Here is a 13,840-nt window from a genome sequence, read left to right on the forward strand (position 1 = left end):
CCGCCACCCCCGTCCGCCCCACCCGAGAGGAGGCGACCGCATGTACGAAGGCATCGTCCAGGAGCTGATCGACGAGCTCGGCCGGCTCCCCGGCATCGGTCCGAAGTCCGCCCAGCGCATCGCGTTCCACATCCTGCAGACCGAGACGTTCGACGTCACCCGGCTCGCCGAGATCCTGCTCGAGCTGCGCGGCCGTGTGCACTTCTGCGACATCTGCGGGAACGTGGCGGAGGAGGCGACCTGCGGGATCTGCCGCGATCCGCGCCGCAGCCGCGCCGTCATCTGCGTCGTGGAGGAGGCGAAGGACGTCCCGGCGATCGAGCGCACCCGCGAGTTCCGCGGGCTCTACCACGTGCTCGGCGGCGCGATCAGCCCGATCGACGGCATCGGCCCGGATCAGCTCCGCATCCGCCAGCTGCTGCAGCGGCTCGCGGACGGCGAGGTGCAGGAGGTCATCATCGCGACCGACCCGAACCTCGAGGGCGAGGCGACGGCGACCTATCTCTCGCGCATGCTCAGCACCCTCGGCATCCGCATCACCCGTCTGGCCTCCGGGCTGCCCGTCGGCGGAGACCTCGAGTACGCCGACGAGATCACCCTCGGCCGCGCCTTCGAGGGCCGCCGGCTCGTCGAGAACTGACGCGGCCGCCGGAGTCGCATGACCGCTCCGGCATGCGGTCGACCGGTAGACTCGCCCGTCGGGTCGCGACGGCGGTCCAGCCACCGACACGGGAGCAGCACGTGAGCCTGATCGTCCAGAAGTTCGGCGGGTCCTCCGTCGCCGACGCGGAGAGCATCAAGCGGGTCGCGAAGCGGATCGTCGCCACCAAGCAGGCGGGCAACGACGTGGTCGTCGCCGTCTCGGCCATGGGCGACACCACCGACGACCTGCTCGAGCTCGCCCACCAGGTCACGCCCATCCCCGCCCCTCGCGAGCTCGACATGCTGCTCTCCTCGGGCGAGCGCATCTCGATGGCGCTGCTGGCGATGGCGATCAAGAGCATGGGCTTCGAGGCCCGCTCCTTCACCGGCAGCCAGGCCGGCATGATCACGGACGCGCAGCACGGCGCCGCCCGCATCGTCGACATCACCCCGGTCCGCCTCCGCGAGGCGCTCGACGAGAACGCCGTCGTCATCGTCGCGGGCTTCCAGGGCTTCAACCGCGACACGAAGGACATCACCACCCTCGGCCGCGGCGGCTCGGACACCACCGCCGTCGCGCTCGCCGCGGGACTCGGCGCCGACACCTGCGAGATCTACACCGACGTCGACGGCGTCTTCACCGCCGACCCGCGGGTCGTCAAGAAGGCCCGCAAGCTCGATCGCATCACCAGCGAGGAGATGCTCGAGCTGGCCGCCGCGGGAGCGAAGGTGCTGCACATCCGCGCCGTCGAGTTCGCCCGCCGCCACGGAGTCACGCTCCACGTGCGCTCCTCCTTCAGCCCCAATGAGGGCACCATCGTCTACAACGCCGAGACCGCCGGCGCCGAGCAGAACGGACAAGCCGTGGAAGAGCCCATCATCGCCGGAGTCGCCGCCGACCTGAACGAGGCGAAGATCACCGTCGTCGGAGTCCCCGACATCCCGGGCAAGGCCGCGCAGATCTTCACGATCGTGGCCAAGACCGGCTCCAACATCGACATGATCGTGCAGAACGTGTCGGCTGCGGCCACCGCCCGCACCGACATCTCGTTCACCCTGCCCAAGGCCGACGGCCAGACGGTCCTCATGGCTCTCAACGCCGAGAAGGACGAGGTCGGCTTCGAGTCCCTGCAGTACGACGACCAGATCGCCAAGCTCGCGCTCGTGGGCGCCGGGATGCGCACCAACGCCGGTGTCTCCGCGAAGCTGTTCCGCTCCCTCTACGAGGCCGGGATCAACATCGAGATGATCTCCACGAGCGAGATCCGCATCTCGGTCGTCACCCGCGCCGACACCGTGAACGAGGCTCTGCGCGTCGTGCACACCGCCTTCGGGCTCGACGCCGAGGACGAGGCCGTCGTCTACGCCGGCACCGGCCGCTGACGGCCGGACACCCTCGCGATCCGGCCGTTCCTCCCGAGCGGCCGGAGCGACCGGTACCCTCTCCCTCGATCCCCCCGCCACGAGCGGCCCGCGCGCCGCACGGACGAAAGAGCACAGCATGAGCAGCACCCCCCTCCACGTGGGCGTCGTCGGCGCGACCGGCCAGGTCGGGAAGGTGATGCGCCGCCTCCTCGAGGAGCGCGACTTCCCGATCGCGTCCATCCGCTTCTTCGCCACCGCCCGCTCGGCGGGCACGACGCTGCCGTTCCGCGGCGAGGACGTCGTTGTCGAGGACGTGGAGACCGCCGATCCGTCGGGGCTCGACATCGCCCTGTTCTCGGCCGGAGCCACGGGATCGCGCGCGCAGGCGCCCCGCTTCGCCGCGGCCGGCGTCACCGTGATCGACAACTCCAGCGCCTGGCGGATGGACCCCGAGGTCCCGCTGGTCGTCAGCGAGGTGAACCCCCACGCCATCGACCAGGCGGTCAAGGGCATCATCGCCAACCCCAACTGCACCACGATGGCCGCGATGCCGATCCTCAAGGTCCTCGACCGCGAGGCGGGGCTCACGCGCCTGATCGTCAGCACCTACCAGGCCGTGTCCGGCAGCGGACTGGCCGGAGCGAACGAGCTGGCCGGCCAGGTCCGCGCCGCCGTCGCCGACGAGCACCTGCTCGACCTGGTGCACGACGGCTCGGCGGTCGACTTCCCCGCGCCGGACAAGTACGTCGCCCCGATCGCCTTCGACGTCATCCCCTTCGCGGGGAGCCTGGTCGAGGACGGCTCGAACGAGACCGACGAGGAGAAGAAGCTCCGCAACGAGAGCCGCCGCATCCTCGAGCTCCCGGAGCTGCTGGTCTCGGGCACCTGCGTGCGCGTCCCCGTGTTCACCGGCCACTCGCTCTCCGTCAACGCCGAGTTCGCCTCCGCCCTCAGCCCCGAGCGTGCTCGCGAGCTGCTGGCGCACGCGCCCGGCGTCGTGCTGCGCGAGGTGCCGACTCCGCTGGAGGCCGCGGGCAAGGACCCGAGCTTCGTCGGCCGCATCCGCGCCGACGAGGGCGCCCCGGAGGGACGCGGCCTCGCGCTCTTCATCAGCAACGACAACCTCCGCAAGGGCGCGGCCCTGAACGCCGTGCAGATCGCCGAGCTCATCGCGGCGAAGCAGCCCGTCTCCTGACCGGCGTAGACGGGGCCGGCGCCGAGCGCTCCGGCCCCCTCCGGGTGGAAAAGCCGCGAATTTGATGGGGGAGCGGGTCCCCTCCCGGCCGCGGCGTCCGCGGGCGAGCGTAAACTCGACTCTCGTGAACTCCTCGGAACCGGTCGACGTCGCCCTCATCGGTGGGGGCATCATGAGCGCCACGCTCGGCGCACTCATCACCCAGCTACAGCCCGACTGGACGATCGCCGCCTATGAGCGCCTCGGCGACGTGGCGCAGGAGTCGTCGAACCCGTGGAACAACGCGGGCACCGGTCACGCGGCCCTCTGCGAGCTGAACTACATGCCCGAGGCGGCCGACGGCTCCGTCGACCCGGCCAAGGCGATCCAGATCAACGAGCAGTTCCAGATCTCGCGCCAGTTCTGGTCGAGCCTGGTGGAGTCCGGCGACATCCGCGAGCCCTCCAGCTTCATCAACCCGGCGCCGCACATGACCTTCGTGCACGGCGAGGCCAACGTCGAGTACCTCCGGAAGCGCTACGAGGCGCTCAAGGACCAGCCGCTGTTCGCCGGCATCGAGTTCACCGAGAGCGTCAAGACCATCCACGAGTGGGCGCCCCTGCTGATGGAGCAGCGTCCCGCCGGCGGCGGCCCCTACGCGGCGACGCGCATGCCGGCCGGCACCGACGTCGACTTCGGCTCGCTGACCCACCAGCTGTTCGACCACGTCGTCGCCCACGGCGGCACGCTCGACACCGGCCGCGAGGTCACCGACATCACCCGGCAGAAGGACGGCACCTGGCGCCTCGACCTCAAGCAGGTCGTCGGAGGCACGCCCCAGTCGGTGACCGCCCGCTTCGTCTTCGTCGGCGCCGGCGGCGGTGCGTTGCACCTCCTGCAGAAGTCGGGCATCCCCGAGATCAAGGGCTTCGGAGGCTTCCCGATCTCGGGGCAGTTCCTCCGCACCGACAACCCCGAGCTGGTCGCCCGGCACAAGGCGAAGGTCTACGGCAAGGCCGCCGTCGGCGCGCCCCCGATGTCGGTGCCGCACCTCGATGCGCGCGTCGTCGACGGCGAGTCGTCCCTCCTCTTCGGCCCCTACGCGGGCTTCACGCCCAAGTTCCTGAAGCGGGGCTCGTGGCTCGACCTGCCCCTGTCGATCCGGCCGCACAACATCGGCCCGATGCTCGCGGTCGCCCGCGACAACCTCGACCTGATGAAGTACCTGATCGGCGAGGTGCTCGCCGGCCGTGGCAAGAAGATGAAGGCCCTGCGCGAGTTCCTGCCCACCGCCCGCGACGAGGACTGGTACCTGATCACCGCCGGCCAGCGCGTCCAGGTGATGAAGAAGGACGAGAAGAAGGGCGGCGTGCTGCAGTTCGGCACCGAGGTCATCACCGGAGGGGACGGCACGATCGCCGGCCTGCTCGGCGCCTCGCCCGGAGCCTCGACCGCCGTGCCGATCATGCTCGACATCGTGCAGAAGTGCTTCCCCGACCGGATGAAGGCCTGGGAGCCGCGGATCCGCGCGCTGGTGCCGAGCTACGGCTCGACCCTCAACGACGCGCCCGAGAAGGCCGAGCAGACGGTCACCGCGACCGCCGAGACGCTGGAGCTGTCCGCCTCGGTCTGATCGGCTGCGATCCGTTCGAACGTATGTTCTAATGGCTCCATGAGGTGGAGCGGGCAGTCGATCGGCACGGCCGACGAGGCCGCCCTGCCCGGCCTCGTCAAGCTCACCGACCTGGTGCGGACGGTGCGCACGCCGGAGTTCGAGGGCGTCACCTTCTACGAGGTGCTCGCGAAGTCGGCGCTCAACCGCGTGCACACCTCCTCGAAGATGCCGTTCGGCTGGAGCATCAACCCGATGCGCGGCTGCACCCACGCCTGCACCTACTGCTTCGCCCGGCCCACGCACGAGTACCTCGAGTTCGACGGCGGCCGCGACTTCGACTCGCAGATCGTCGTGAAGGTGAACGTCGCCGAGGTCCTCACCCGGGAGCTCGCGAAGCCGAGCTGGGAGCGGCACCCCGTGGCACTCGGCACCAACACCGATCCGTACCAGCGCGCCGAGGGCCGCTACCGGCTGATGCCGGGCATCATCGCCGCGCTCGCCGCCTCGGGCACCCCGATCTCGATCCTCACGAAGGGCTCGCTGCTGCGGCGAGACCTGCCACTGCTCCGCGAGGCCGCCGAGCACGTCCCGGTCGACCTCGGAGTGTCGATCGCCGTCTACGACGAGGGCCTCCAGCGCTCCGTCGAGCCGGGTGCGCCGACCGCGGCGGCCAGGCTGGCGACGGTCACCGCGGCACGGGAGGCCGGCTTCGACTGCTCGGTGTTCCTGATGCCGATCCTGCCGTTCCTCACCGACACCCGGGCGCACCTCGACGAGTCGCTCCAAGCCTGCCGCGAGGCGGGCGCCAGCACGATCATGTACTCGACCCTCTACCTCAAGCCCGGGGTGAAGGAGTGGTTCCTGCAGTGGCTCGGGCAGGAGCACCCCGAGCTGGTCGACAAGTACCGAGCGCTCTACCCGGGCCGCGACGCCTACGCGCCTCTCGAGTACCGGCGCTGGCTCTCCGCGCGCATCCGCCCGCTGATGCGCGCGCACGGGCTCGAGCGCGGCGAGGAGGACCCGGCCACCGGCTCCGTCAAGTCCTCCGCCCTGAATTCGCTGGGGACGCTGCGGACCCTCGGCGGCGAGCGGCGCTCCCTCCAGCACGACGGGCTGCTGGTCGGGGAGCTCGGGCCGGAGCGCGCCGCGATCCTGCCCGGCGTCGGGCAGCCGACGCTGTTCTGAGCCGGGGGCGGGCCCGGCCGCGGCTAGGATCGTCCGCATGGTCACCCGCTCCGGTGAGCCCTCGGGCTCCTCCGCCCGGAGCGCCCGCGACGCGCCACCCCGTGCGGTCCGGCTCGGCCTGCTCGACCCGCGCGAGGACCTGCTCGCGGCGACGAGCGCGTGGATCCGCACCCACGCCCCGGACTTCGAGGTCGTCGTGGCCGCCTCCACCTGGCACGACCTGGTGACGAGCGATGTCTTCCCCACCCAGGTGGTCGTGATGGACGTCGAGCTGCGCGAGCCGATCTCGATCGAGGCGCGGATCCGGACCTGCCGGGCGGCGGGAGCCGCGGTCGTGGCGCTCTCCGCGAGCGAGGACGACGAGGTCCGCGAGCGCGCCCTGAAGGCCGGAGCCGTGCGGCACCTGGCGAAGTCGCGCCCGCTCGCTGAGGTGATGGAGCAGACCCGCGCCGCTCTCGAGATGCGCTCGGCCGACGTCTCGTCCGCGCAGTGGCGGCCCCTGCCGTCCGGAGTCGCGGCGCAGCAGCGCCCACGGCTCAGCGCCGGCGAGCTGGAGGCGCTGCGCCTCTACGCGTCCGGATCGAGCACCCCCGAGGTCGCCGCCAAGATGAACGTGCAGTTCGAGACCGCGAAGACCTACCTGCAGCGAGTGCGCCGCAAGTACGTCGCGGTCGGCAGGCCCGCGAGCCGCCGGGCCGACCTGATCCGCCGCGCCGGCGAGGACGGGTTCCTCCCGTGACCGGCCCCTGCTCACCCCGGGGGCCCCGCCCCCGGACCCGCCCCGAGGAGACCTGATGGCCAAGCTGTACTTCCGCTACGGAGCGATGAACAGCGGGAAGAGCACGTCGCTCCTGCAGGCCGCGCACAACTACGAGGAGCGCGGGCACCGGGTGCTGCTGGCCAAGCCGGCCGTCGACACGAAGGGCGAGGAGCTGATCGTGTCGCGGCTCGGCGTGACCCGTCCGGTGGACATCCTGTTCGAACCCGACGGGGACCCGGTGGCCGTCTTCACCGCCGCCCGGGCCCGCGTGCTGGCCGAGTCGAAGCGCGACGTGAGTGCTCTGCTCGTCGACGAGGCGCAGTTCCTGCCGGAGTCGCACGTCGACGATCTGCTCCGGATCGCCATCCTCGAGAACGTGCCCGTCCTGGCGTACGGCATCCGCACGGACTTCCGCACCGCCGCGTTCCCGGGAAGCAGGCGGCTCCTGGAGATCGCCCACAGCCTCGAGGAGCTGAAGACGATCTGCCGGTGCGGGCGCAAAGCGATCTTCAACGGGCGCGTCGTGGACGGCCGCTTCGTGTTCGACGGCGATCAGGTCGCGATCGACGGAACGGCGGTCACCTACGAGTCGCTGTGCGGCGCGTGCTACCTCCAGGAGAGCCGCGGCCGGCTCCGCGGGTGACCGGTCGAGCGTTCCTCACCGGCGCGACACCCCTCCGAAACGAGGAAGTGGGTAGCCTGACGACGTGACAACACCGGAAACGGAATTACGCCTTTCGAAGCAGCAGGAAAGGTCGGGGGAAACGATGACGGCGCAAGGGGCACCGCTGAGGCGTCGGCCGTCGTGGGAGCAGGACTACCGGCGACGGCTGCTCATCACGGACGTCGTCGCGATCGTCCTCTCCGTCTTCGGCACGCAGCTCTTCTGGTTCGACCTGAACCTGAACTCGGACCTGGGGTTCAAGAACCCCGCCGACATCGCGGTCAGCTACACCTGGGTGTCCGTCGCCCTGTCGGTCGGCTGGCTCCTCGCCCTCCAGGTCTTCGACACGCGCGACCGCCGGATCGTCGGCACCGGCTACGTCGAGTACCGCCGCGTCGTCGACGCCTCCATCTGGCTCTTCGGCATCGTCGCGATCATCGCCTACCTGCTCCAGATCCTGCTCGCGCGCGGCTACATCATCACGGCGTTCCCCGCCGGGATCGTGCTGATCTGCGTCGGCCGCCTGGTCTGGCGCTCCTGGCTCACCCGGCAGCGCCGGGCGGGCCGCTTCTCGAGCCAGGTCGTGCTCCTCGGCTCCCGCGCGAGCGTCCTGCACACCGCACGCGAGTTGCGCCGCGGCACCGAGGCCGGCTACAAGCTCGTCGGCGCCGTCTCGACCTCGGTCGGCGGTGCGGACGCGCTGCGGAGCGAGCAGGAGCTCTCGGGCCTCGCGGTCCACGGGTTCACCGGGATCGACGGCGTCCGCGCCGTGATGGACGCCACCGGCGCCGACACGGTGGTCGTCACGAGCTCCGACGAGCTGGCGCCGCAGCGGATCCGCGAGCTGAGCTGGACGCTCGAGCCCGGGCGCGAGCACCTCGTCGTGGCGCCGAGCCTCACCGACATCGGCGGTCCGCGCATCCACACCCGCCCCGTCGCGGGCCTTCCGCTGATCCACGTCGAGACCCCGCGCTTCGACGGCCGCCAGCGGTTCGCCAAGCGCCTCTTCGACATCCTCGCGTCGACCATGCTGATCATCCTCAGCGCGCCGGTGCTCGTCGTCGTCGCCGTGCTGGTCAAGGTCACCAGCCCCGGGCCCGTGCTCTTCCGGCAGGAGCGCATCGGTCTGAACGGCGCGACCTTCGAGATGCTGAAGTTCCGCTCGATGGTCGTCGACGCGGAGGCGCGACTGGCGGCTCTCGCGTCGCAGCAGCGTGCGGAGGGGAACTCGATCCTCTTCAAGATGGCGAAGGACCCGCGCGTCACCCGGGTGGGCGCGATCCTCCGGCGCTTCAGCCTCGACGAGCTGCCCCAGTTCCTGAACGTCTTCCGCGGCGACATGTCCCTGATCGGCCCCCGCCCGCCGCTGGCCCGCGAGGTCGAGCAGTACGAGGAGCACGTGCACCGCCGCTTCCTGATGAAGCCGGGCATCACCGGGCTCTGGCAGGTCAGCGGACGCTCGAACCTCTCGTGGGAGGACACCGTCCGCCTCGACCTGTACTACGTCGAGAACTGGTCGATGACCGGCGACATCGTCATCCTCTTCAAGACCGCGCGCGCCGTCCTCGCCCGCGACGGGGCGTACTGATCGCCGGGGGGAGGGGCGCCGAGCCCCGCACCCTGTCCGTCTCGGTCCTCGAGACCCCGTTCCGCGTGGTCTTCGGACGCGGCGTCGGCGACGAGGACGCGGCGCGGATCGCCGACAGCTGGGCCGCCTGCGCGTCCGAGCCCGACGCGGGAGCACGCGACGTCCTCGCCGAGGTGGGGCACGATCCCTCCGTCCCGGTCGACGGCTCGCCCCGGGTCTCGAGCGCCACGCTCGCGCAGCTCGAGGAGTCCCTGACCTCGACCCTGACCCTCGAGGCGATCGGCGCCCGGCGCGCCGACCTGCTGATGCTCCACGCCTGCGGGATCTCCGACGAGTCCGGCCGCGTGCTGGCCTTCGTCGCCGCCTCCGGGACCGGCAAGACCACCATCGCCCGGACGCTCGGGTCCCGCTTCGGCTACGTCACCGACGAGACGGTCGGCGTGACCCCGGAGGGGCGCGTCCTGCCCTATCCCAAGCCGCTGTCGGTGAAGCCGCTGACCGGATCGGCGCCGAAGGCGCAGCTGGCCCCCGGGTCGCTCGCCCTCCGACCGGTCCCGGAGGCGCCCCTGCGTCTGGCGGGCGTCCTCCTGCTCGAGCGCCGCGACGGCGTCGGGACGCCCTTCCTCGAGCACGTCGACCCGGTCGACGCGATCGAGGATCTGGTGCCGCAGACCTCGTACCTCTCGGCCCGACCGCGGCCGATCGCCGATCTCGTCCGCACCCTCTCGGCGCTGGGCGGCGTCCGGCGACTGGTCTACTCCGAGGCCGCGAGCGTGGTGCACCTGGTCGAGGAGGTCTTCGCGTCCCTCGGCGCCGAGGCCCCGTCCGCCTGGTCCGACGTGGTCTCCGTGCAGCTCGACCCTGTGGGCGAGGCCCTGCCCGGCACCGTCCTGCGCACCCCTGCGGACGACGCGGTGGAGCTCGCCGACGGCCAGCTGCTCGTGTTCTGCGGCGGCACCCTCGTGCGCCTGTCCGGCATCGGCCCGACGATCTGGCGCCACGCCGGCCGGGGCTCCGATCTGCCCGGTCTCGTCGCCGCGGTGCTCGAGGAGGCGGGCCCGCCGCCCGCCGGCGTCGATGCGGAGGCGGTCGTCGAGTCGGCGGTCGTCGAGCTCGAGGGCCTCGGAGTGATCACGAGAGGGACTCCGCCGGAGCCCACCCCCGACAGGTGGCACGGTTGACGCGCCTGGCGCCGAGGGCGCGGAAGCGCTGTGTCAGAATTCGGAAGAACCCGTCGCCGGCGCCCGCCGCGTGATCCGTACCAGCGAAGGAAATCTGACTCTGTGGAACTTCGAGACGTCCTCCGGCTGCTGCGCGACCACTGGATCCCGATCGTCGCGGCGATCCTCCTCGGCACTCTCGTCGCCTTCGGCTGGTCGCTGACGCAGAAGCCGCGGTACGTCGCCGACTCGCAGGGCCTGGTCTCCGTCGCCACCACCGGTGCCGACGACAGCCAGGCGATCTACACGCAGCAGATCGCGCAGTCCGTCGCCAAGTCGAGCCTCGCCACGTACGTCCCGATCGCCACCTCGCGCGACGTGGCGCAGATCGCGATCGACAGCCTCGGCCTCGACGTCTCGCCCGCCACGCTGATCTCGGCGATCACGGTGCAGGCCGACACGGTCGCCCCGGTGATGAAGGTCAGCGCCACCGCCTCCACCCCCGAGGGCGCGCAGAAGCTCGCCGACGCCTGGGTCGCGGCCATCGCCACCAAGGTGCAGCAGGTCAACCAGGAGACGGGCGTCGGCGACACGGTCTCCCTCACCGTTCTGCAGGCCGCGGCGCTCCCGTCCTCGCCGGCGTTCCCGAACCTGCGCCTCGTCCTCGCGGTCGGCGCGCTCGCGGGCCTCGTCCTCGGTCTCGTCTACGCGTTCGTCCGCAACACGCTGGACCGGCGCATCCGCACCGCCGAGATGGTCGAGCGCCTGTTCGACCTCCCCGTGGTCGGCACCCTCCCCGTCGACAAGCGCCTCAGCGAGACCAACCGCATCGTCCCCGAGGCCGACACGACCGACTACATCAAGGCCGACGGCAAGCACGCACTCGCCGAGGCGCTGCGCGAGCTCCGCACGAACCTGCAGTTCATGAACATCGACAGCCCGCCGCGCATCATCGTCGTGACGAGCCCGCTGCCCTCGGACGGCAAGTCGACGGTGACCGCGAACCTCGCGGTGACGCTCGCCGCCTCCGGCCAGCGGACCGTCGTCGTCGATGGCGACCTCCGCAAGCCCACCGTCGCCAAGTCGTTCGGCCTCGTTCCCGGCGTCGGCCTGACCGACCTGCTGATCGGCAAGGCGGAACTGCAGGACGTCCTGCAGCCGTGGGGCCCGTCCGGCAACCTCTGGGTGCTCGGAGCCGGGTCGATCCCGCCGAACCCGTCCGAGCTGCTCGGCTCCAACGGCATGGACATCCTCCTGCACGAGATCGCTCGCGAGGCCATCGTGATCGTCGATGCGCCGCCGCTCCTGCCCGTCACGGACGGCGCCATCCTCACCGCCCGCACCGACGGCGCGCTCGTGGTCATCTCCGCGGGCAGGACGACGACCGACGAGCTGGGCAAGGCGATCCAGAACCTCGAGCGGGTCAGCGGCCACACCCTCGGCGTGATCCTCAACCGCGTGCCCGCGCGCGGCCAGGTCGGCCGGGGCTACGGCTACTACTACACGAGCTACTACGGCTCCGAGCGATCGGGTGCCCGCCCGGACACGGCCGTCGAGCCCGAGCCCGCGTCGACCTCGGCCTGAGCGCCCCGCGATGATCTTCCCGGCAGACGACTCCGCCCGCCCCGCCCGCCGGAGCTGGCGACCGGACGAACCGGTCGCCGCCTCCGCCGCCCCCGTCTTCACCGTGCTCTCGGTCTGCACCGGCAACATCTGCCGGTCGCCGATGGCGGAGCAGCTGCTGCGCGCCGCACTCGCCGACGCGACATCACCCGCGGGAGGTCCGCTCTTCGCGTTCACGAGCGCCGGAGTGAGGACGCGCGACGGACTGGCGATGGACCCGGTCTCGGCCCGCTTCTCGGCTCAGCACGGGGGAGACCCGGCCGCGCACACGAGCGCGGTGCTCGGCGACGCGATCGTCGGCGACGCCGACCTCCTGCTGACGATGACGCGCGACCACCTGGTCGACGCCTCCCGGCGCTTCCCGTCGCTCCTCCTCCGCGGCTTCACGCTGCTCGAGTTCGCCCGCGTGCTGCCGTTCGTGCTGCGGGAGGTGCCGCTGCCGACGGTCGAGGACCCCGCCGCGCGGCTCCGCGCCGTCGTGCGGCTCGCCGCCGCCCACCGCGGGCGCGCCCCGCGGGGCGAGGGCGGCGACGACATCGAGGACCCGATCGGCCGCAGCGAGGCCGTGCACGAGCGCGTGGCGGCGCAGATCGCGGCGGCTGTCGCCGACGTCTCCCGCGATCTGAGAGCATTGGCGCGGCGGTAGTCGCGCGTCCGCGGGCGCGCTGACGCCTCGCCGCATCGCATCGCTCCTCCTCACCGTCGCGACCGCGACACGAACCCGCCACGATTCGGAGAACCCCTGTGAAGCTTTCTGTCATCGGCTGCGGCTACCTCGGTGCCGTCCACGCTGCCGCCATGGCCGAGCTCGGCCACGACGTCATCGGCATCGACGTCGACCAGAAGAAGATCGACGCCCTGGCCGCCGGCACCGCGCCGTTCTTCGAGCCCGGCCTCCCGGAGCTGCTGTCCTCCGGCGTCGCGTCCGGGCGTCTGCGCTTCTCGACCGACATGGCCGACGCCGCCGGTGCGGCCGTGCACTTCGTCGCCGTCGGCACCCCGCAGAAGCCGGGCGAGAACGCCGCGGACATGACCTACGTCGACTCGGCGATCGACGGTCTCCTGCCCTACCTCGAGGCGGACTCCCTCGTCGTCGGCAAGTCGACCGTCCCCGTCGGCACCGCCGCCCGCCTGGCCGACCGCATCGCCTCCTCCGGTGCGACCCTCGCCTGGAACCCCGAGTTCCTCCGCGAGGGCTTCGCGGTCAAGGACACGATCAGCCCCGACCGGCTCGTCTACGGCGTGCCCGCGGGCGAGGCCGGAGCAGCGGCGAAGGCGACCCTCGACGAGGTCTACGCGACGGCGCTCGCGGCCGAGACCCCGCTCGTGGTCACCGACTACGCCACCGCCGAGCTGGTGAAGGTCTCGGCCAACGCCTTCCTCGCGACCAAGATCTCGTTCATCAACGCGATCGCCGAGATCGCGGAGGTCACCGGCGCGGACGTCACGCAGCTCGCCGACGCGATCGGCTACGACGTGCGGATCGGCCGCCGCTTCCTGAACGCGGGCATCGGCTTCGGAGGCGGCTGCCTCCCGAAGGACATCCGCGCCTTCTCGGCCCGCGCCGACGAGCTCGGCGTCGGCGAGTCCGTGGCCTTCCTCAAGGAGGTCGACGCGATCAACCTGCGTCGCCGCCAGCGCGTCGTCGACCTCGTCACCGAGGGCCTGGGCGGCTCCGTCGCGGGCCGCCGCATCGCGGTGCTCGGTCTGGCGTTCAAGCCGGAGTCGGACGACATCCGCGACTCGCCGTCGCTCGACGTCGCCGCCCGCCTGCACGACCTCGGTGCGACCGTGGTCGCGACCGACCCCGAGGCGATCGAGAACTCGCGCCGCCGCTACCCCGAGATCACCTACACGACCGACGTCGACGAGGCGCTGGCCGGTGCCGACGCCGTGGTCGTCGTGACGGAGTGGAAGCAGTTCCGCGCCCTCGACCCCGCGGCCACGGCGGCGAAGGTGGCCAACACCTTCCTCGTCGACGGTCGCAACTGCCTCGACCCCGCCGCCTGGCGTGCGGCCGGCTGGGAGTACCGCGGCCTCGGCCGCTGACGCGGCAGAGCCGTC

At 71.6% G+C, this 13,840-nt stretch carries 12 protein-coding genes; all 12 read left to right on the forward strand.

Going from position 1 to position 13,840, the window contains the following annotated elements; genetic code table 11:
* Positions 1 to 40: 40 nt before the first annotated feature.
* The 12 genes from recR to C5D09_RS06205 all read left to right on the forward strand — a co-directional run bounded on the left by recR (position 41) and on the right by C5D09_RS06205 (position 13,825).
* On the forward strand, positions 41 to 640 hold the full coding sequence (gene recR / locus C5D09_RS06150) for a recombination mediator RecR (RefSeq protein ID WP_104222157.1): 600 nt from the start codon (positions 41 to 43) through the stop codon (positions 638 to 640).
* A 101-nt stretch (positions 641 to 741) separates the two neighbouring features.
* Positions 742 to 2,025, forward strand: coding sequence for an aspartate kinase (locus tag C5D09_RS06155; RefSeq protein ID WP_104222160.1), 1,284 nt, complete (start codon positions 742 to 744; stop codon positions 2,023 to 2,025).
* Positions 2,026 to 2,143: 118 nt separating this feature from the next.
* Positions 2,144 to 3,202 carry an aspartate-semialdehyde dehydrogenase gene (locus C5D09_RS06160; RefSeq protein ID WP_104268848.1) on the forward strand — a complete coding sequence of 353 codons (1,059 nt, stop codon included), beginning with the start codon at positions 2,144 to 2,146 and terminating at the stop codon, positions 3,200 to 3,202.
* Between the two features lie 64 nt (positions 3,203 to 3,266).
* Positions 3,267 to 4,814, forward strand: a complete 1,548-nt coding sequence (locus C5D09_RS06165) for a malate:quinone oxidoreductase (protein WP_104260362.1) — start codon at positions 3,267 to 3,269, stop codon at positions 4,812 to 4,814.
* Between the two features lie 39 nt (positions 4,815 to 4,853).
* A complete protein-coding gene (locus tag C5D09_RS06170; protein WP_104247319.1) occupies positions 4,854 to 5,981 on the forward strand; it encodes an Rv2578c family radical SAM protein in 1,128 nt (375 codons plus the stop codon).
* 37 nt (positions 5,982 to 6,018) lie between these two features.
* Positions 6,019 to 6,720 carry a LuxR C-terminal-related transcriptional regulator gene (locus C5D09_RS06175; protein WP_146076549.1) on the forward strand — a complete coding sequence of 234 codons (702 nt, stop codon included), beginning with the start codon at positions 6,019 to 6,021 and terminating at the stop codon, positions 6,718 to 6,720.
* 55 nt (positions 6,721 to 6,775) lie between these two features.
* Positions 6,776 to 7,384, forward strand: a complete 609-nt coding sequence (locus C5D09_RS06180) for a thymidine kinase (protein ID WP_104227256.1) — start codon at positions 6,776 to 6,778, stop codon at positions 7,382 to 7,384.
* Positions 7,385 to 7,508: 124 nt separating this feature from the next.
* The gene (locus C5D09_RS06185; protein WP_104222171.1) at positions 7,509 to 8,993 is read left to right on the forward strand and encodes a sugar transferase; all 1,485 of its coding nucleotides are present in this window, start codon (positions 7,509 to 7,511) and stop codon (positions 8,991 to 8,993) included.
* Between the two features lie 65 nt (positions 8,994 to 9,058).
* Positions 9,059 to 10,174, forward strand: a complete 1,116-nt coding sequence (locus C5D09_RS06190) for a hypothetical protein (protein ID WP_104227255.1) — start codon at positions 9,059 to 9,061, stop codon at positions 10,172 to 10,174.
* A 102-nt stretch (positions 10,175 to 10,276) separates the two neighbouring features.
* Entirely contained in the window at positions 10,277 to 11,737 is a 1,461-nt protein-coding gene (locus tag C5D09_RS06195; RefSeq protein ID WP_181127344.1) for a polysaccharide biosynthesis tyrosine autokinase, read from the forward strand.
* A gap of 10 nt (positions 11,738 to 11,747) precedes the next feature.
* Positions 11,748 to 12,422, forward strand: a complete 675-nt coding sequence (locus C5D09_RS06200) for a low molecular weight phosphatase family protein (protein WP_104268850.1) — start codon at positions 11,748 to 11,750, stop codon at positions 12,420 to 12,422.
* Positions 12,423 to 12,520: 98 nt separating this feature from the next.
* Positions 12,521 to 13,825, forward strand: a complete 1,305-nt coding sequence (locus C5D09_RS06205) for a UDP-glucose/GDP-mannose dehydrogenase family protein (RefSeq protein ID WP_104268851.1) — start codon at positions 12,521 to 12,523, stop codon at positions 13,823 to 13,825.
* Positions 13,826 to 13,840 lie beyond the last annotated feature (15 nt).

Source organism: Rathayibacter sp. AY1C9, assembly GCF_002932315.1.
Classification (GTDB): Bacteria; Actinomycetota; Actinomycetes; order Actinomycetales; family Microbacteriaceae; genus Rathayibacter.